The organism is Bacillus sp. FSL W8-1202 (assembly GCF_038006165.1).
Lineage (GTDB): Bacteria > Bacillota > Bacilli > Bacillales > Bacillaceae > Bacillus > Bacillus subtilis.
This window is the reverse complement of record NZ_JBBOUR010000001.1, coordinates 733,068-751,755: the sequence shown is the minus strand read 5'-3', so window position 1 is coordinate 751,755 and position 18,688 is coordinate 733,068. Positions and strand designations below refer to the sequence as shown.

At 46.1% G+C, this 18,688-nt stretch carries 16 protein-coding genes, 1 pseudogene and 3 other annotated features; of the genes and pseudogenes, 14 read left to right on the top strand and 3 right to left on the bottom strand.

Annotation, left to right across the window (positions count from 1 at the left end):
- The first annotated feature begins 1 nt into the window (after window position 1).
- Genes bacC through bacF form a run of 4 tightly spaced genes read left to right on the top strand, consistent with a single transcriptional unit; the run spans window position 2 to window position 4,581 of the window.
- Window positions 2-763 (top strand): dihydroanticapsin 7-dehydrogenase, encoded by a 762-nt coding sequence (gene bacC, locus NSQ09_RS03840; protein WP_041334816.1) that lies wholly within the window; start codon window positions 2-4, stop codon window positions 761-763.
- 18 nt (window positions 764-781) lie between these two features.
- Window positions 782-2,200, top strand: coding sequence for an alanine--anticapsin ligase (bacD, locus tag NSQ09_RS03835; RefSeq protein WP_038427999.1), 1,419 nt, complete (start codon window positions 782-784; stop codon window positions 2,198-2,200).
- Window positions 2,197-3,381 carry a bacilysin exporter BacE gene (bacE, locus tag NSQ09_RS03830; protein ID WP_080529927.1) on the top strand — a complete coding sequence of 395 codons (1,185 nt, stop codon included), beginning with the start codon at window positions 2,197-2,199 and terminating at the stop codon, window positions 3,379-3,381. Before bacD ends, bacE begins: the two co-directional genes overlap by 4 nt.
- A complete protein-coding gene (bacF, locus tag NSQ09_RS03825; RefSeq protein ID WP_095844032.1) occupies window positions 3,382-4,581 on the top strand; it encodes a transaminase BacF in 1,200 nt (399 codons plus the stop codon).
- A 12-nt stretch (window positions 4,582-4,593) separates the two neighbouring features.
- On the opposite strand, the pseudogene bacG reads toward bacF, so the two are convergent.
- Together bacG and hemQ are read right to left on the bottom strand one after the other, a co-directional pair.
- Window positions 4,594-5,362 (bottom strand): annotated as a pseudogene (gene bacG / locus NSQ09_RS03820) (NADPH-dependent reductase BacG).
- A gap of 132 nt (window positions 5,363-5,494) precedes the next feature.
- A complete protein-coding gene (gene hemQ / locus NSQ09_RS03815) occupies window positions 5,495-6,259 on the bottom strand; it encodes a hydrogen peroxide-dependent heme synthase (protein ID WP_003227507.1) in 765 nt (254 codons plus the stop codon).
- A gap of 269 nt (window positions 6,260-6,528) precedes the next feature.
- Here hemQ and pta point away from each other — a divergent pair, with 269 nt between their 5' ends.
- The 4 genes from pta (at window position 6,529) to NSQ09_RS03795 (ending at window position 10,496) form a co-directional block, all read left to right on the top strand.
- A complete protein-coding gene (pta, locus tag NSQ09_RS03810; protein WP_003235941.1) occupies window positions 6,529-7,500 on the top strand; it encodes a phosphate acetyltransferase in 972 nt (323 codons plus the stop codon).
- A gap of 144 nt (window positions 7,501-7,644) precedes the next feature.
- On the top strand, window positions 7,645-8,544 hold the full coding sequence (gene cysL, locus NSQ09_RS03805; RefSeq protein WP_014481233.1) for a cysJI operon transcriptional regulator CysL: 900 nt from the start codon (window positions 7,645-7,647) through the stop codon (window positions 8,542-8,544).
- Window positions 8,545-8,592: 48 nt separating this feature from the next.
- Window positions 8,593-9,438: an octanoyl-[GcvH]:protein N-octanoyltransferase gene (ywfL, locus tag NSQ09_RS03800; RefSeq protein ID WP_003227511.1), complete on the top strand. Its 846-nt coding sequence runs from the start codon at window positions 8,593-8,595 to the stop codon at window positions 9,436-9,438.
- A gap of 167 nt (window positions 9,439-9,605) precedes the next feature.
- On the top strand, window positions 9,606-10,496 hold the full coding sequence (locus tag NSQ09_RS03795; RefSeq protein ID WP_095844030.1) for a carboxylate/amino acid/amine transporter: 891 nt from the start codon (window positions 9,606-9,608) through the stop codon (window positions 10,494-10,496).
- A gap of 143 nt (window positions 10,497-10,639) precedes the next feature.
- Here NSQ09_RS03795 and rsfA read toward each other — a convergent pair whose 3' ends face one another.
- The gene (rsfA, locus tag NSQ09_RS03790) at window positions 10,640-11,419 is read right to left on the bottom strand and encodes a prespore-specific transcription regulator RsfA (protein ID WP_144453174.1); all 780 of its coding nucleotides are present in this window, start codon (window positions 11,417-11,419) and stop codon (window positions 10,640-10,642) included.
- Between the two features lie 214 nt (window positions 11,420-11,633).
- Here rsfA and NSQ09_RS03785 point away from each other — a divergent pair, with 214 nt between their 5' ends.
- The 6 genes from NSQ09_RS03785 to thrS all read left to right on the top strand — a co-directional run bounded on the left by NSQ09_RS03785 (window position 11,634) and on the right by thrS (window position 18,601).
- Window positions 11,634-11,858: a DUF1450 domain-containing protein gene (locus tag NSQ09_RS03785; RefSeq protein WP_003222050.1), complete on the top strand. Its 225-nt coding sequence runs from the start codon at window positions 11,634-11,636 to the stop codon at window positions 11,856-11,858.
- 161 nt (window positions 11,859-12,019) lie between these two features.
- A complete protein-coding gene (locus tag NSQ09_RS03780) occupies window positions 12,020-13,321 on the top strand; it encodes an HD domain-containing protein (RefSeq protein ID WP_129093495.1) in 1,302 nt (433 codons plus the stop codon).
- Between the two features lie 35 nt (window positions 13,322-13,356).
- A complete protein-coding gene (locus NSQ09_RS03775; RefSeq protein ID WP_003227524.1) occupies window positions 13,357-13,857 on the top strand; it encodes a YwgA family protein in 501 nt (166 codons plus the stop codon).
- 111 nt (window positions 13,858-13,968) lie between these two features.
- Window positions 13,969-14,439, top strand: coding sequence for an Rrf2 family transcriptional regulator (locus NSQ09_RS03770; RefSeq protein ID WP_017696247.1), 471 nt, complete (start codon window positions 13,969-13,971; stop codon window positions 14,437-14,439).
- Complete coding sequence (locus NSQ09_RS03765; RefSeq protein WP_341030578.1) at window positions 14,439-15,848, top strand: MFS transporter; 1,410 nt, start codon at window positions 14,439-14,441, stop codon at window positions 15,846-15,848. Before NSQ09_RS03770 ends, NSQ09_RS03765 begins: the two co-directional genes overlap by 1 nt.
- Before the next feature lie 46 nt (window positions 15,849-15,894).
- Window positions 15,895-16,123, top strand: a binding site (T-box leader).
- Window positions 16,124-16,156: 33 nt separating this feature from the next.
- Window positions 16,157-16,378: a binding site (T-box leader), on the top strand.
- Window positions 16,379-16,409: 31 nt separating this feature from the next.
- Window positions 16,410-16,631, top strand: a binding site (T-box leader).
- Window positions 16,632-16,684: 53 nt separating this feature from the next.
- Complete coding sequence (gene thrS / locus NSQ09_RS03760) at window positions 16,685-18,601, top strand: threonine--tRNA ligase (RefSeq protein ID WP_341030577.1); 1,917 nt, start codon at window positions 16,685-16,687, stop codon at window positions 18,599-18,601.
- Window positions 18,602-18,688: the final 87 nt, after the last annotated feature.

Genomic DNA, 18,688 nt, shown 5'->3' with positions numbered 1-18,688 from the left:
CATGAACCTCACCGATAAAACCGTCCTCATAACAGGAGGCGCATCAGGCATTGGTTATGCTGCGGTTCAGGCTTTTTTGGGCCAGCAGGCCAATGTGGTTGTGGCGGATATTGACGAAGCGCAGGGAGAAGCAATGGTACGAAAAGAAAATAATGACAGGCTGCACTTTGTGCAAACGGACATCACAGACGAAGCTGCCTGCCAGCACGCAGTTGAATCGGCGGTTCATACATTTGGCGGACTCGATGTCTTGATTAATAATGCAGGCATCGAAATCGTGGCGCCCATTCACGAGATGGAGCTCAGCGATTGGAACAAGGTGCTGCAAGTCAATTTGACCGGCATGTTTTTAATGAGCAAACATGCACTCAAGCATATGCTGGCCGCCGGCAAGGGTAACATCATTAATACGTGCTCTGTCGGCGGACTCGTGGCATGGCCTGATATTCCTGCCTATAACGCCAGCAAAGGCGGGGTTTTGCAGCTGACTAAATCAATGGCCGTTGATTATGCGAAGCATCACATTCGCGTGAACTGCGTATGCCCGGGGATCATTGACACACCGCTTAATGAAAAATCATTCCTTGAAAATAATGAAGGCACACTTGAAGAGATCAAAGAAGAAAAGGCGAAGGTAAATCCGCTGCTGAGGCTTGGGAAACCTGAAGAAATAGCAAACGTGATGCTGTTTTTAGCCTCGGATTTATCAAGCTATATGACCGGAAGCGCCATCACCGCAGACGGAGGATACACCGCACAATAGAGAAGGAGTGTTTTACATATGGAGAGAAAAACAGTATTGGTCATCGCTGATCTTGGAGGCTGCCCGCCGCACATGTTTTATAAAAGCGCTGCTGAAAAATATAACCTGGTCAGCTTTATTCCAAGACCTTTTGCAATTACAGCCTCCCATGCAGCATTGATTGAAAAATACTCGGTCGCGGTCATAAAAGATAAAGACTATTTTAAGAGTTTAGCTGATTTTGAGCATCCTGATTCCATTTATTGGGCGCATGAGGATCATAACAAGCCTGAGGAAGAGGTCGTCGAGCAAATCGTCAAGGTTGCCGAAATGTTTGGGGCGGATGCCATCACAACAAACAATGAATTATTCATTGCTCCGATGGCGAAAGCCTGTGAACGTCTGGGCTTGAGAGGTGCCGGCGTGCAGGCAGCCGAAAATGCCAGAGATAAAAATAAAATGAGGGACGCTTTTAATAAGGCCGGAGTCAAATCGATCAAAAACAAACGAGTCACAACTCTTGAAGATTTCCGTGCTGCTCTTGAAGAGATCGGCACACCTCTTATCTTAAAGCCTACATACTTAGCGAGTTCAATCGGTGTAACGCTGATTACGGACACTGAGACGGCAGAAGATGAATTTAACAGAGTCAATGACTATCTGAAATCAATTAACGTGCCAAAGGCGGTTACGTTTGAAGCGCCGTTTATCGCTGAAGAATTTTTACAGGGTGAGTACGGAGACTGGTATCAAACAGAAGGATACTCCGACTATATCAGTATAGAAGGCATCATGGCTGACGGTGAGTATTTCCCGATCGCCATTCATGATAAAACGCCGCAAATCGGGTTTACAGAGACATCCCACATTACGCCGTCCATTCTGGATGAAGAGGCAAAAAAGAAAATTGTCGAAGCTGCCAAAAAGGCAAATGAAGGGCTTGGCCTGCAAAATTGCGCAACACATACAGAGATCAAGCTAATGAAAAACAGAGAACCGGGTTTAATAGAATCAGCAGCCAGATTTGCCGGCTGGAATATGATCCCTAACATTAAAAAGGTTTTCGGCCTTGATATGGCGCAATTATTATTAGATGTCCTCTGTTTCGGAAAAGACGCCGATCTGCCGGACGGATTATTGGATCAAGAGCCTTATTATGTCGCCGACTGCCATTTGTACCCGCAGCATTTCAAACAAAATGGCCAGATTCCAGAAACTGCTGAGGATTTGGTCATTGAAGCGATCGATCTGCCTGACGGGCTTTTAAAAGGGGATACTGAAATCGTTTCTTTTTCGGCCGCAGCACCAGGCACTTCAGTTGATTTGACATTGTTTGAAGCTTTCAATTCCATTGCTGCATTTGAACTGAAAGGCAGTAATTCACAGGATGTGGCTGAATCAATCAGACAAATTCAGCAGCATGCGAAGCTGACGGCAAAGTATGTGCTGCCAGTATGAAACAGCTGAAACCCAACTCTAAATACTTGCTTTACGGGCAGGCGCTATCGTTTATGGGAGACTATTGTGTTCTCCCAGCCCTGCTCATTTTGTCTACATATTATCACGATTATTGGGTGACGTCCGGGGTCATCGTGGTCAGAAGCATTCCGATGGTGTTTCAGCCGTTTTTGGGGGTTCTGGTCGACCGGTTAGACAGAATTAAGATCATGCTGTGGACGGATATCATCAGAGGCATCATCTTTTTGGGGCTCACATTTCTTCCAAAAGGCGAGTATCCGCTGATTTTTCTGGCCCTGCTGTTTATATCTTATGGAAGCGGCGTGTTTTTTAATCCTGCCCGTCTCGCTGTCATGTCGTCCTTGGAATCAGATATTAAAAGCATCAACACGTTATTTGCAAAAGCGACAACCATCTCCATTATCGTCGGGGCGGCTGCCGGAGGGCTCTTTCTGTTAGGCGGATCTGTAGAGCTGGCTGTTGCCTTTAACGGTGTGACATACTTGGTTTCGGCATTTTTTATCAGCCGCATCAAGCTGCAATTTGTGCCGATTCAATCTGAAAACATTAAAGAGGCCTTTCAGTCTTTTAAGGAAGGACTCAAGGAAATCAAAACCAATTCATTCGTATTAAACGCCATGTTTACGATGATTACAATGGCTTTGCTGTGGGGAGTCGTGTACAGCTATTTTCCGATTGTCAGCCGCTTTCTGGGTGACGGGGAAATCGGCAACTTTATTCTCACGTTCTGCATCGGCTTCGGCGGCTTTATCGGAGCGGCGCTTGTCAGCAAATGGGGCTTTAACAACAATAGAGGCCTGACGTACTTTACCGTTTTATCCATTGTCTCGCTGGCGCTGTTTTTATTCACACCGATATTCGCTGTTTCTGTCATCGCGGCGATCCTCTTTTTCATCGCGATGGAATACGGGGAAGTGCTTGCAAAAGTGAAGGTTCAGGAAAATGCGGCAAACCAGATTCAAGGGCGCATTTTTTCAGTGGCCGAAGCGTCTATCGGATTATGCATTTCTATTGGTTCAATGTTCATTAACATCCTAAGCGCTCCGGTCATTATGGGGCTGATTGTCGTGATCGTATGCGGTTTGTTTTTGCATACGAAGCTCGTCAACAAATCGTTTTTGGAACGGGATAACAAAACGGAGCAAAAAGGAGTCTTTTAGATGGAAATAACACCGTCCGATGTCATCAAGACACTTCCAAGGCAGGAGTTTTCTCTCGTTTTTCAAAAGGTAAAGGAAATGGAAAAAACGGGAGCCCATATCATTAATCTCGGACAGGGGAACCCTGACCTTCCCACTCCGCCGCATATTGTCGAGGCTTTGCGGGAGGCGTCTCTGAATCCTTCGTTTCATGGATACGGCCCATTCAGAGGTTATCCTTTTTTGAAGGAAGCAATCGCTGCTTTCTATAAAAGAGAATACGGCGTGACAATCAATCCTGAAACGGAGGTCGCGCTTTTCGGAGGCGGGAAAGCCGGTTTGTATGTGCTGACACAATGCCTGCTCAATCCGGGAGACATCGCTTTAGTCCCGAATCCAGGCTACCCTGAATATTTATCAGGGATTACGATGGCGCGAGCTGAGCTTTACGAAATGCCGCTGTATGAAGAAAATGGCTATCTGCCGGATTTTGAAAAGATTGATCCAGCCGTGCTGGAAAAAGCGAAGCTTATGTTTTTAAACTACCCGAACAACCCCACTGGAGCTGTGGCTGATGCGGCTTTTTATGCAAGAGCTGCTGCTTTTGCGAAAGAGCATAACATCCATTTGATTCATGATTTTGCATACGGAGCGTTTGAATTCGATCAAAAACCGGCCAGTTTTCTTGAGGCAGAGGATGCCAAAATTGTCGGAGCAGAGCTTTATTCATTTTCAAAAACATTTAACATGGCCGGCTGGAGAATGGCGTTTGCGGTTGGGAACGAAAGGATCATTCAGGCCGTCAATGAATTTCAGGATCATGTATTTGTCGGCATGTTCGGCGGGCTGCAGCAGGCAGCGAGTGCGGCGCTTTCTGGAGATCCGGAGCATACGGAATCGTTGAAACGAATTTATAAGGAACGAATTGACTTTTTTACGGCGCTTTGCGAAAAGGAACTGGGCTGGAAGATGGAAAAGCCAAAAGGAACCTTTTACGTATGGGCTGAAATTCCGAATACGTTTGAGACATCTCACCAATTTTCCGATTACTTGCTGGAGCATGCCCATGTCGTAGTCACACCGGGCGAAATTTTTGGAAGCAACGGAAAAAGGCATGTCAGAATCTCAATGGTGTCGAAGCAGGAGGATCTGCGGGAATTTGTCACGCGGATTCAAAAGCTGAACCTGCCGTTCGGGTCATTACAAGAAGCATCCCGCTAAGCGGGATGTTTTTTATATGCTTTTCATGCTGCCGCCGTCAGCGGAAATTTGCTGCCCCGTGATGTAGGAGGCTTCCTCAGAGGCAAGAAACGCGGCGAGCGCAGCGGTTTCTTCGGCTGATCCGACCCGTTTCATCGGAATCCCGGAAGCGACCTGTTCCTCTGCTTCCTGTTTGGATATGCTGTTTTTTTCATCACATTTTCCACAAATTGATGATAACGGTCCGTAGCGATAAAACCAGGGTTCAGGCAGTTGACTGTAATGTTGTGAGGAGCAAGCTGGATGGAAATGTTTTTACTGGCGTTAATTAAAGCGGCATTCATCATACTGTTTGTGAACATGTTGGCGCCGGGTTCTTTCCACAGATTTCCGACAATGTTGATGATTCTGCCAAACTCGTTTTGTTTCATCAGTGAGGAAGCACGCTTGATAGCGTCAATATAGGCAACGGTCTTTTGAGTGAACGTGGCCGTCATATCGTCTATATTGCAGTTATCAAATGTATCAGGCGCGCCGCCCGGGATATTATTAATCAGAACATCAAGCCGTCCGCATTGAGATTCGATTTCCTGAAAAATGCCCGCTCTCGTATGCCGGTCAGACATATCCCCCGCAAGGGCAATGACGCTCGCATCAGGATGCTTGGCCAAAATGTCTTCTTTGACAGATTCAATATTATCCAAATTTCGTGAATTAATGACGAGGGAAAAATGCTGGTCTGCGCGATTGCTTTCCCGATCCCTTGACTGGCTCCCATAACAAATGCGGTTCGTTTTGACAAATAACTGCACCCCTTAGAAAAAATTGGATTATTATCTACATCGTAAGAAAAAAAGAAGAAAATAACAAATTTTATTTAAATTCTGATAAAGGAGGATTAAAAAACTCCCGCCGGATAGGGCGGGAGGGGATATTATACATATAGGAATTGAGGAAGTGTATCAAGCGAAAGGTGATTGCCGACAAAGAATGAACCAAATTCGCCATAGCGAGCGCTGACTTCGTCAAAACGCATTTCATACACTAACTTCTTGAATTGAAGGACATCATCGCTGAATAATGTAACGCCCCACTCGTAATCGTCAAAGCCGACAGAGCCGGTGATGATCTGTTTGACTTTGCCCGCATAGCTGCGGCCGATTAAACCGTGGCTTCTCATCAAGTTTCTGCGTTCTTCCATTGAAAGCATATACCAGTTGTCATTGCCGGATCTTCTTTTATCCATTGGATAGAAGCATACATATTTTGATTCCGGCAGTTCAGGGTAAAGGCGAGCGCGCACATGCGGATTTTCATAAGGATCGCCGTCACCGCTTGCCAAGTAGTTGCTCAGCTCTACCACTGATACGTAGGAGTATGCCGGAATGGTGAACTCAGCAAGTCTTGATTTGTTGAATTCAAGCTCAATTTGATTTAATTCTTCCATTGTAGGACGAAGGATCATCAGCATAAAATCAGCTTTTTGGCCGACGATGCTGTAAAGAGTTTGCGATCCTTTTCCTTCTTTTTGGGCTACGCCCCATTTTTCAAGCAACCCGGTGAATTCATGTATGATAGATTGGCGCTCATCACTGGACAGCAGCTTCCAGGAAGTCCAATCCATTGTGCGGAAATCATGAAGCGCATACCAGCCGTCAAGCGTTTTTGCAGCTTCATTCGTCATTTGCTGTTCACTCATTTATCTTCACTCCCATTATCTTTTCATGATTGCCTTCACTATACCATAGTTTATCCGATTCTACTGTGGAGAAACCTTGAACATCCCTTCCGTATAACTCCATCAAAATAGAAGAACCTATAAGGGAAGATTGAGTCACTTAAATTAGTTAGAAAAATAAGATTTTTTTATGAAAGCGCTATAATGAAAGTTGGCTGTTTGAATTTGATTGGAAGAAGAGTATGCTAGTAAAAGAAAGCGTTTTTGTAACTTTTTGAGGAGGTTTTATTGTGGCAGATTTATTTTCAACAGTGCAAGAAAAAGTAGCTGGAAAAGACGTTAAAATTGTATTTCCTGAAGGCTTAGACGAGCGTATTTTAGAAGCGGTCAGCAAGCTTGCGGGAAACAAAGTGCTGAATCCGATTGTGATCGGCAATGAAAATGAGATCCAAGCAAAAGCAAAAGAATTGAACCTTACGCTGGACGGCGTTAAGATTTATGATCCTCATACATATGAAGGCATGGAAGACCTTGTACAAGCATTTGTAGAACGCCGCAAAGGCAAAGCGACAGAAGAACAGGCTCGCAAAGCGTTATTAGACGAGAACTACTTCGGTACAATGCTGGTGTATAAAGGCCTTGCAGACGGACTTGTAAGCGGAGCTGCTCACTCGACAGCTGACACTGTCCGCCCGGCTCTTCAAATCATCAAAACAAAAGAAGGCGTGAAAAAGACTTCAGGCGTGTTCATCATGGCTCGCGGGGAAGAGCAATACGTATTCGCAGATTGCGCGATCAACATTGCGCCTGACAGCCAAGACCTTGCCGAGATTGCGATCGAAAGTGCCAATACGGCAAAAATGTTTGACATTGAGCCTCGCGTGGCAATGCTCAGCTTCTCTACAAAAGGCTCAGCAAAATCTGATGAAACAGAAAAAGTAGCGGATGCAGTGAAAATCGCGAAAGAAAAAGCGCCTGAACTGACACTTGACGGCGAATTCCAATTTGATGCTGCATTTGTTCCATCTGTAGCTGAGAAAAAAGCGCCGGATTCCGAGATCAAAGGGGACGCTAACGTATTCGTATTCCCAAGCCTTGAAGCAGGAAACATCGGCTATAAAATCGCTCAGCGTTTGGGCAACTTTGAAGCGGTAGGACCAATCCTGCAAGGTTTAAATATGCCTGTAAACGACCTTTCAAGAGGATGTAACGCTGAAGATGTTTACAATCTCGCATTAATTACAGCGGCGCAAGCACTGTAATAAAAATGAAGACGATGGCAGCTCTCGACCGAGGGCTGCCTTTTTGCGCTTCCGTATAGCCTTCTTTACCAAGACGGATGATATGAGTACAATAAAGAAAACTAATCATAACCATATATTTCATTAATGACAGGGGTGGGGTTTTTGTATTACGACGTGCTGAAAACGTTTATAGCGGTGGTAGAAGAAAAAAACTTCACAAAAGCGGCGGAAAAGCTGATGATCTCCCAGCCCAGCGTCAGTCTGCATATCAAAAATCTTGAGAAAGAATTTCAAACGGCTCTTCTGAACAGGTCGCCAAAACACTTTACGACAACGCCGACAGGAGACATTTTATATCAAAGAGCAAAGCAAATGGTGTTTCTCTACGAACAAGCCAAGGCTGAAATCTATGCGCATCATCACTATGTGAAGGGTGAATTGAAAATAGCTGCAAGCTTTACAATCGGTGAGTATATTCTTCCGCCGCTATTGGCCCAGCTGCAAAAGCTGTATCCAGAGCTGAATCTAGATGTCATGATTGGCAATACAGAGGAGGTCAGCGAGCGTGTGCGGATGCTTCAGGCTGATATCGGGCTGATTGAAGGACATACAAACGAGAATGAGCTGGAAATTGAACCGTTCATGGAGGATGAAATGTGCATTGCCGCTCCAAATCAGCATCCGCTCGCCGGGCGGAAAGAGATTTCGATCAGCGATTTGCAGAACGAAGCGTGGGTGACAAGAGAGAAAGGCTCCGGGACGAGAGAATATCTCGATCATGTACTCAGTTCAAATGGACTTCGGCCGAAATCAATGTTCACCATCAGCAGCAATCAAGGTGTAAAGGAAGCGGTGATTAACGGCATGGGACTTTCGGTTCTATCCAGAAGCGTACTGCATAAGGATTTGATCCACCGCGAAATCTCAATTCTGCATATTAAAGATTTCTCGTTAAAGCGCAAGCTGTCTTACATTCATTCTCCTCTCATGGAGAATACAAAAAATAAAGAAATTTTTATTACGATGCTGAAAAGCAATTATCAATCACAGCTGCTGAAATGATATAATAGTTTTCGTTCAATAAGCCTAACATGAAAGGGTTTTACATAGATGGCAAACCAACCGATTGATTTACTGATGCAGCCGAAATGGAGAGTCATTGACCAATCCAGTCTCGGCCCTTTATTTGATGCGAAGCAATCCTTCGCAATGGATGATACGCTGTGCATGTCCGTCGGAAAAGGCGTGTCGCCGGCGACAGCGCGCTCATGGGTGCACCACGATACAATTGTCCTTGGAATACAGGATACACGCCTCCCGTTTTTGCAGGATGGCATCTCCTTGCTGGAGAGCGAAGGATACCGTGTGATCGTACGCAATTCCGGCGGTCTTGCCGTCGTATTGGATGACGGTGTTTTAAATATCTCTCTCATATTCGAGGACGAAAAGAAAGGCATCGATATAGACAAAGGATATGAAGCGATGGTCGAGCTGATGAGACGAATGCTGAGACCGTACAATGCAAAGATCGAAGCCTATGAAATTGAAGGGTCTTATTGTCCCGGCAGCTATGACCTCAGTATAAATGGCAAAAAGTTCGCCGGCATCTCTCAGAGACGCGTTCGCGGCGGAGTCGCTGTTCAAATTTATCTCTGTGCGGATAAAAGCGGCAGTGAAAGGGCCGACTTGATCAGACGATTCTATCAAGCGGCGCTGAAAGACAAACAAAACGATAAAAAAGGCGTCTATCCGGAAATACGTCCGGAAACGATGGCGTCCTTAAGTGAGCTTCTGCAAAAAGACATCTCCGTACAAGACTTAATGTTCGCTTTATTGACGGAATTAAAAGCGTTAAGCACTCATCTTTACTCTGCCGGACTGTCCATTGATGAGGAAATGGAATTTGAGAAAAACCTCGTCCGGATGGCTGAGCGGAATGCAAAGGTATTTGGGTGAACGTTCTTCGCATGCCGGCTGTATATGCCGGCATGCATTTTTTATCTCAAGCGGCATTTTACCCCAATAATCTTATTTTCAGATAAATCCTTCTTACATACAGATAACCACGACAAAAAGAAAAACGATAAAATGACATCAGCATCCATATTAAAGGGGAGAGGCAGATGAAAGGGAATATTTACAGCCTTTTTGTATTGATGGCGGCTTTTTTCTGGGGGACCACGGGAACCGTTCAGGCATTGGCTCCAGAAAGCGCCACACCGCTGGCATTTGGAGCGTTCAGGTTATTAATAGGAGGAAGCGCCATGCTGCTTGCGGTTTGGATCAGCCGGGAGCTTCACGTGAAAAATTGGTCATGGCCGCTCATATGTTTAGCCGCTGTATGTATGGCGTGTTACCAGCCGCTGTTTTTCACAGCTGTTAAAGAAACGGGAATTGCGGTGGGAACTGTGATTGCCATCGGCAGTGCGCCTATCATTGCCGGGAGCCTTGAATGGGCCGTATTGAAGAAACGCCCGCGAAACTCCTGGTGGATTGCGACCGTGCTGGCTTTAGCGGGCTGCTGGCTTCTGTTTTCCGACAGTTCCAATGTTCGGATTGATGTGGGTGGTGTTCTTATGGCGCTTGGAGCGGGTGCTTCTTTTGCGGGCTATACGCTCATCAGTAAAGCGATGATGAAAACCCAGCCTCCGCGAGCGACTTCCGCCGTTGTATTCATGATCAGCGCCATCTTGCTGACGCCGCTACTATGGCAGTCAGATATCTCGTGGATATGGACCCCTAGAGGACTGGGAACGAGCCTTTACATCGGGTTAATTGCAACATGTGCCGCATATTTTTTGTTTGCGAAAGGGCTTACCGGGGTTCCGGCCTCGGCGGCGGTCACGCTGTCTTTAGCTGAACCTCTGACTGCTTCATTGCTTGGCGTGTTTTTCATAGGAGAAATGCTTTCGCCTTCCTCGTGGCTGGGCATTGCGCTTATGATGCTGGGGCTTTTGGTCATTTCTGCTGCGCCTCGGAAACATAAAACGGCCGAGGCAGCTCACATGTCTTAATAGATTCACATAAGCTTGGCCTCATTTTACAAGAATAGCTGATCCGGCTGCAAAATGAGGAAATCCTCTTTTCTCAATAGAAAAGGGGATTTTGCACATGGCGAAAATCCCAAAACAGCTGCCCGTTTTGGGATTTTTCTATGTCATTCCGCTAATTTTTCTAAATTGCCGTTCCGGTCCATTTTGAAGGACGGAGAGGCATGTTCATCTTCTTCAAATAAAACTAGCTTTCTGGCTCTGTTCATAATTTTCACCAAGGTTTCATAATCTTCTTGGATCGTTTTTTGGTCTTTTTCAAGCTTTTGAACTTCTGCCTCAAGCTGCTCTGTTTTGTTTTGCAATTCCTGATTTTCTTTCTTTAAACGCTCGTTTTCCATTTTTAATGCTGATGATTGCTCGTTATTGCCTTCGTAATTCTGCAGGAAGCGGATCACATCATTCATCGTCATCTCAGGCGCAGCTGCAGGCGTTTGAGGAGACAATAAGTGTGATAGACTAGCTAACTCTTCCTTAAAGCTTTCATCAACAAAAGGCATATGTTCGCCAGACATTAAAGGCTGCTGCTCATTTTCGACAGATGGAGCATCCGTTTTGACCGGTTCCTCAGCAGCGGTTTCTTGAATGATTTCAGGATCAACGGCAGGAGGCTGATATAATAGTCTTTTTTTCGCAGGCTGCCCTTTTCCAAGCGCTCTCATCCGCTGTTTTCGCTGTTTCTTCGCAAGCTGAAGCGCTTTTTCATATTGATGGCGGACCACCGCGTTCCATCTGAATCCGCAGGCTGCGGATGTCCGGTTTAATTTATCGCCGACTTCTTCAAAGGCATTCAATTGAGTGCTGCCCTCTCTCACATGCCGAAGCACTGTTTCGGCTAAAAGCAGATCGTTTTCCTCTGACCAAGCGTCTTGTCGTTGTTTTGTCATTTATCTCAACTCCCATTTTTCTTTTCATGGTATTAGAATGTCCAGGTTGGAAAATATTTATACAAATTGGCTGAAAGAATAGGAGATACGAAGGATGGAGCGGCTTGCAGGAACAGTCGAATCCTTGTAAAATGAAGAGTGATGTGATTTTTTTTGAAACGTGATTTTAGGTTATTCACATAGATGAACATAGAAATGAAGGGAAGCGTACGTCATGGCTAATGAATTTCGAGTGTGTGATGATTGCCAAGCCACTAATATCAAAACATTGCTGCCGCGTTTGAAAGAAGTGGACCCGGACGCAAAGGTTGAGGTAGGATGCCAATCTTATTGCGGGCCCGGACGGAAAAAATCATTTGCTTTTGTGAACAATCGCCCGCTGTCAGCTCCGACAGAGGATGAGCTGATTGACAAAGTAAAAAAGAAAATAAAAAAGTAAAAACATATTTTTTCTTAGCCTCGGCCCTCAGGTCAGGCTTTTTTGCTTCACAAGATGTGTTTTTCATGAAGATGGAACAAATCGCCGGGCAAATTCAAGGATGTTTTCAAAGAATAGAGTCGATATAATAGAAACACGGCTAAAAAAAAGAGGGAATGACGATGGCGTATCCAAATGGAAAATTATCAGAAGAAAAAGTGTTTAAAGATCCGGTGCACCGCTATGTTCATGTTCGGGACAAGCTGATATGGGATTTAATCGGAACCCGTGAATTTCAGCGTCTCCGCAGAATTAAGCAGCTCGGCACGACCTATTTGACGTTCCATGGGGCTGAGCACAGCCGGTTCAACCATTCTCTCGGTGTCTATGAAATTGTCAGAAGAATGGTTGATGACGTCTTTAAAGGCCGCCCTGAATGGGATGACAGTGAGCGTGAACTCTGTTTGGCCGCGGCACTGCTTCATGACCTCGGGCACGGGCCGTTCTCGCATTCATTTGAAAAGGTCTTTCACCTTGACCACGAGGATTTTACAAGAGGTATCATTTTGGGAGACACGCAGGTTAATCAGGTGCTCAGAAAGGTGAGCCCGGGTTTCCCTCAGGATGTTGCTGAAGTCATTGCCAAAACATATAAAAACAAGCAAGTGGTCAGCCTGATTTCGAGTCAGATTGACGCAGACCGCATGGATTACCTCCAGCGCGACGCATATTATACGGGCGTCAGCTACGGCCATTTTGATATGGAGCGGATTCTTCGGGTGATGCGGCCGCGCGAGGATCAGATCGTCATTAAAGAAAGCGGAATGCACGCTGTCGAAGACTATATCATGAGCCGTTACCAAATGTACTGGCAGGTCTACTTCCATCCTGTGACCAGAAGTGCAGAGGTCATTTTAACGAAGATTCTTCACAGGGCGAAGCAGCTGCACGATGAAGGCTATGTCTTCACTCACGCTCCGGTTCATTTCTATTCTATTTTTGAAGGGAAATTGACACTGGAGGATTATGTAAAGCTGGATGAATCTATTATTTTGTATTACTTCCAGGCCTGGGAGGATGAAGAAGACGCGATTTTATCCGACTTGTGCCGCAGATTCATTAACCGCCAGCTGTTCCAATACGTTGAATTCAATCCGAATGAAGAAATGTCGGCTTATTTTGAGCTGACTTCATTGTTCAAAGAGGCGGGAATCGATCCGAGCTATTATTTGGTCGTTGATTCTTCATCAGATCTGCCATACGATTTTTACCGACCGGGAGAGGAAGAGGAGCGTCTGCCGATCCATCTCTTGACGCAAAACGGCCAAATTAAAGAGCTGTCCAGGCAGTCGGCTATTGTGGAATCCATCTCAGGTAAACGGCGGACGGACCACAAGCTGTACTATCCAAAGGACTTGATTTGTGACGGCTCTGAACATCCGGAAGCGAAAATGAAAATCCGGCAGCTGCTGGGACTGACATAGAAATTGGAAAGAAGGAAAAAGGAGATGTCGGGAATTTGTTGAAAGAACATGCAAAACTGATGAAGGTGTTCTCGGATTCTGGAGAAATCATCGGGCGAAAGAAGCTGCAGAAAATGATTTATATCGCCAAGAAAATGCAGTTTCCTTTCTATGAGAAATATGATTTTCACTTTTATGGACCGTATTCGGAGGAACTGACGCTCCAGATTGAAGAGCTGTGCAACCTTGGATTTCTGCATGAGGTGAAGGAAAAAAAGGGCGGCTACTTTCAATACCGGTATTCGCTGACTGAGACAGGCTCCGCATTTTTAGACCATGCTGATCTGGACATGCCGGATATGAAAGGCTATATCGACAGTGTAAACAGCCGTTCATCACGGTTTTTAGAGCTGGTTTCCACGATCCTTTACTTTGACGGGCTTGAGGATGAGGAAAAGAAAGAAAAAGTCTTTACCATCAAAAGCAAGCAAAAATATACAAATGAAGAATATGACGAAGCGCTTCAATACATAGAGGAACTGAAGCAGATTTGTTAACCATACTAAGCAAAAGAAATGAATCGTTTCTTTTGCTTTTTTTATTGACAAAAGCTGCTAAGAGATTCATTATGGATAATAGTTATCCATAATGAATCGGGAGTGAATAGGATGAAAATGAAATCAGGAATGGAGCAGGCGGTTTCTGTGCTGCTGTTACTGTCACGGCTGCCTGTACAGGCTTCTTTGACGTCAGAGGCTATAAGCCAGCGATTGCGCGTGTCTCCGTCTTACTTGAAGAAGCTGATGAGAACATTAGTTCAAGCCGGTTTGGCAGAATCCTTACCAGGGACGAAGGGCGGTTTTACCCTGACGAAGCCTTTGGCGGACATTACGCTTTATGATGTTTATCAAGCGGTCGAAGGCAGAGGTTCGATGTATCAGGGGAAAGGCCTGCTGCAATCTGTATTTGAGGGTGAAAGTCACTGTGTGCTGGAGACAGTCATGGGGGAAATCGAGGATAAATGGTCCAATCTTATGAGAGAAGAATCCTTGCAGCATGTCATGGACAGAGTCGGGGAATTGTATGATCTTGAAAAAATAGATGATTGGGTAATCAAGCAAGTGAAAGGGCAATTGTAATGAAAAATAGCGGGTCTATACAAGAATCAACATCATCAACAGGCATATCCGTGCTGATCGTGCTCGCACTTGGTTTCCTCATGGCAACTCTTGATGTGACCGTTGTGAATGTGGCGATGGCTGATATGAAAAACACTCTTTCAATGTCACTTTCAGGTGTAACGTGGGTTGTGGACGGGTACATTCTTACTTTTGCGTCGCTTCTGCTGGCGGGCGGAGCCTTGGGTGACCGTTTCGGCTCGAAGACGATCTATATCTTGGGTCTAGCCGTTTTTGTTCTGGCCTCCTGTCTATGCGCTGCATCTATAAATGGGCAGATGCTGATTGCCGGACGTCTCATACAGGGAATTGGAGCAGCTTTGTTTATGCCAAGCTCACTCAGCCTTTTGGCTGCCTCTTACCCTGATGAGCGGGCGCGGGCGAGAATGTTTGGGCTGTGGGCCGCGCTTGTTTCCGCCGCTTCAGCCCTTGGGCCCTTTATCGGGGGCGTGCTGGTAGAGTTGGCGGGCTGGCAGAGTATTTTTCTAATCAATGTGCCAATAGGGGCTGCTGCGCTCATTTCAGCTTACCGAATCCTCAGCCGCGTTCCGGGAAAAAGCAGCCGCGTGAACATCATCGGGCATCTGCTTGGCATGATGGCTCTCGGGTTTCTTTCCTATGCTTTGATACAGGGGCCTTCAGCGGGCTGGCGCTCGCCAGTGATTCTTGCAGCATTTACTGCAGCGATTTTGGCATTTGTGCTGTTTTTGCTGCGGGAAATTTCTGCAAAAGCACCCATCCTGCCGGCGTCCTTATACAAAAACGGCCGCTTCTCAGCTGCCCAATTTATCGGGTTTTTGCTGAATTTCGCCCTTTTTGGCGGCATGTTTATGCTCAGCCTTTTTTTGCAGGAAGCAGGAGGCACAAGTTCCTTTATGGCTGGAGTGGAGCTGCTGCCGATGATGGCGGTCTTCGTGATCGGCAATCTGCTGTTTGCCCGTCTGGCGAATCGGTTTGAAGCCGGTCAGCTTATGTTTGTATCAATGTCGGTCAGCTGTATCATTGCATTGCTGTTGTTTGTGCTGATTTCTCCGGATTTTCCTTATTGGCAGCTGGCGGTGTTGATGTCTGTTATGAACCTCTGTACCGGTATTACAGTTCCTGCCATGACAACTGTGATCATGCAGGCTGCCGGGCAAAGACATGCGAATATCGCCGGTGCGGCGTTAAATGCAAACCGGCAAATCGGAGCCTTGGTCGGCGTAGCGATAACCGGGGTGATCATTCATCTGTCCGCCACTTGGTATGCCGGTGCCGGGTTTACGTTTTTGATGATGGGAGCGGCATACAGCCTCGCTGCATTGCTTGTATGGCTGTTTCTGGCTGCCCATAACGGGACTGCCGCGTCAGAAAAAAATGTAAATCACTGATTGCGCTTTGTGGGAATATATAGTAAGATATAAAAAATTATTGAAACAACAGGCACTGATAAGGACACGAGATGCTTTTTACGGTTTCCAGAGAGGGAAGGACAGCTGAGATCTTCCTAACGCAGGGAAAGCAGCTTACCGCCTTTGAGCCGTATCGGGGAAAACAAGTATCTGATACCGTCATGCTGCGTTACAGCATCTTTAAGCCGATCACCATGTGTAATTGATCGGGAATTTGGGTGGAACCACGGATGATCAACACATTCGTCCCTTTTAGAGGGATGGGTGTGTTTTTTTATATGAACTACATAAATGCGTTGAAAAGGACACGAATGATAGTTACGGTTTTCAGAGAGGGAAGGAAAGGTGAGAGCTTCCCAGCTTAGGAATATCATTTACCGCCTTGGAGCAGCATTGGGGAACTGAAGTAACCAATGCCGTCTATGCTGCGTTACAGCACCGAGCCGACAATATCGTATTTGTCGGGAACTTGGGTGGAACCACGGGTTAATCACACACTCGTCCCTATCTGCGGGACGGGTGTGTTTTTTTATGAATTGAATACATGCGATGAAAAGGACATGAATGATAGTTACGGTTTTCAGAGAGGGAAGGAAAGGTGAGAGCTTCCCAGCTTAGGAATATCATTTACCGCCTTGGAGCAGCATTGGGGAACTGAAGTAACCAATGCCGTCTATGCTGCGTTACAGCACCGAGCCGACAATATCGTATTTGTCGGGAACTTGGGTGGAACCACGGGTTAATCACACACTCGTCCCTATCTGCGGGACGGGTGTGTTTTTTTATATACAACAATGAATAAGGAGTGTTTTAAAATGAGTAAACATGTAGACATTCAGCTTCCGGACGGACAGATCCAGGAATATCCGAAAGGCATCACAATCAAAGAAGCGGCTGGTTCTATCAGTTCCAGTCTGCAAAAGAAGGCGGCCGCAGGTCAGGTCAACGGCAAGCTTGTTGATCTCAGTTTCAAGCTGGAGGAGGATGCTGAGCTTTCGATTGTCATACTCGATTCACAAGAAGGCTTGCAGGTGCTTCGCCACACAACAGCGCACGTGCTGGCCCAAGCAGTAAAACGGCTGTACGGCGAAGTGTCATTGGGGGTAGGGCCTGTGATTCTAGACGGCTTCTACTATGACATGAAGCTGGGGAAAAGCTTGGCATCAGGAGACTTAGGGGCCATCGAAAAAGAAATGAAAAACATAATAAATGAGAACCTTGAAATCAAACGTATAGAGGTTTCTTACGAAGAAGCTGAAGAGCTGTTTGCACAAAAAGACGAGCGGCTCAAGCTTGAGATTTTAAAGGATATTCCGCGCGGGGAGGATATCACACTGTACCAGCAAGGGGAATTCGTTGACCTGTGCCGCGGGCCGCATCTTCCTTCTACAGGGATGATCAAGGCGTTCAAACTGACAAGAGTATCAGGCGCTTATTGGCGCGGAGACAGTAAAAATGAAGTCCTGCAGCGGGTGTACGGGGTTGCGTTTCAAAAGAAAAAAGATTTGGATGCGCACCTGCATATGCTGGAAGAAGCGGCAAAACGAGACCATCGCAAGCTCGGCAAACAGTTAGGGCTGTTTATGTTTTCTGAAGAAGCGCCGGGGATGCCGTTTTATTTGCCGAAAGGGCAGATTGTCCGCAATGAGCTGGAGCGCTTCTCGCGTGAGCTGCAAACAAATGCCGGCTACGATGAGGTGCGTACGCCGTTTATGATGAATCAGCGGTTATGGGAGCAGTCAGGCCATTGGGACCATTATCGCGACAATATGTACTTTTCAGAAGTGGATGATACAAGATTCGCAATGAAGCCGATGAATTGCCCCGGCCACATGCTCATCTTTAAAAACAGCCTGTATTCTTATCGGGATCTGCCGATTCGCATGGCGGAATTCGGACAGGTGCACCGCCATGAATACAGCGGCGCTTTAAACGGAATGCTTCGCGTTCGGACGTTCTGTCAGGATGACGCCCATATTTTCGTTCGGGAGGATCAGATTGAGAGTGAGATCAAAGAAGCGATTCGGCTGATTGATGAGGTATATCGGACATTTGGTTTCGAGTATTCAGTTGAGCTTTCGACTCGCCCGGAGGATTCATTAGGCGATGACAGCCTTTGGGAAGCGTCGGAACGTGCCTTAGCACGCGTCCTTGAGGAGCTTGGCCTCTCTTATGAGATCAATGAAGGCGATGGGGCGTTTTACGGGCCGAAAATTGATTTCCATATAAAAGATGCTCTAAAACGGAGCCACCAATGTGCGACAATTCAGCTTGATTTTCAAATGCCGGAAAAATTTGATTTAACATATATCAACGAACTCAATGAGAAGGTTCGTCCCGTTGTCATCCACAGAGCGGTTTTCGGCTCAATCGACCGTTTCTTCGGCATTTTGATCGAGCATTACGGCGGGGCTTTTCCAGTCTGGCTCGCACCGGTCCAGGTTCAAATCATACCGGTTTCGCACGTTCACTTAGACTATTGCAGAAAAGTGCAGGCGGAGCTGAAGCAGGCGGGGATAAGAGCCGGCATTGATGAGTGCAATGAGAAGCTGGGCTATAAAATCAGAGAATCGCAGGTGCAAAAAATTCCGTACGTGCTGGTGCTTGGAGATCATGAGGAGCAGGAGAATGCGGTAAACGTCCGCCGATTCGGAGATCAGCAGAGTGAACACGTTCCTTTCCAAACTTTTAAAGATAAACTTGTCAAACAGGTGGAAAATCGAGGCATGTAGGATAAAAGCTGTGAATTCACATTTTGCTTTTTTGACTTTCCCTATTCGGAATCAGTAAAATAATAAGTAAATCATATCGTTCGTATG

Bases quoted from the DNA above. Each gene is read 5' to 3' on its own strand.
- ywfL (WP_003227511.1), top strand. From the start codon at position 8,593: ATGGCAAACCAACCGATTGATTTACTGATGCAGCCGAAATGGAGAGTC.
- NSQ09_RS03785 (WP_003222050.1), top strand. From the start codon at position 11,634: ATGGCTAATGAATTTCGAGTGTGTGATGATTGCCAAGCCACTAATATC.
- NSQ09_RS03795 (WP_095844030.1), top strand. From the start codon at position 9,606: ATGAAAGGGAATATTTACAGCCTTTTTGTATTGATGGCGGCTTTTTTC.
- thrS (WP_341030577.1), top strand. From the start codon at position 16,685: ATGAGTAAACATGTAGACATTCAGCTTCCGGACGGACAGATCCAGGAA.
- NSQ09_RS03770 (WP_017696247.1), top strand. From the start codon at position 13,969: ATGAAAATGAAATCAGGAATGGAGCAGGCGGTTTCTGTGCTGCTGTTA.
- bacF (WP_095844032.1), top strand. From the start codon at position 3,382: ATGGAAATAACACCGTCCGATGTCATCAAGACACTTCCAAGGCAGGAG.
- NSQ09_RS03780 (WP_129093495.1), top strand. From the start codon at position 12,020: ATGGCGTATCCAAATGGAAAATTATCAGAAGAAAAAGTGTTTAAAGAT.
- bacE (WP_080529927.1), top strand. From the start codon at position 2,197: ATGAAACAGCTGAAACCCAACTCTAAATACTTGCTTTACGGGCAGGCG.
- bacC (WP_041334816.1), top strand. From the start codon at position 2: ATGAACCTCACCGATAAAACCGTCCTCATAACAGGAGGCGCATCAGGC.
- bacD (WP_038427999.1), top strand. From the start codon at position 782: ATGGAGAGAAAAACAGTATTGGTCATCGCTGATCTTGGAGGCTGCCCG.
- rsfA (WP_144453174.1), bottom strand. From the start codon at position 11,419: ATGACAAAACAACGACAAGACGCTTGGTCAGAGGAAAACGATCTGCTT.
- hemQ (WP_003227507.1), bottom strand. From the start codon at position 6,259: ATGAGTGAACAGCAAATGACGAATGAAGCTGCAAAAACGCTTGACGGC.
- NSQ09_RS03765 (WP_341030578.1), top strand. From the start codon at position 14,439: ATGAAAAATAGCGGGTCTATACAAGAATCAACATCATCAACAGGCATA.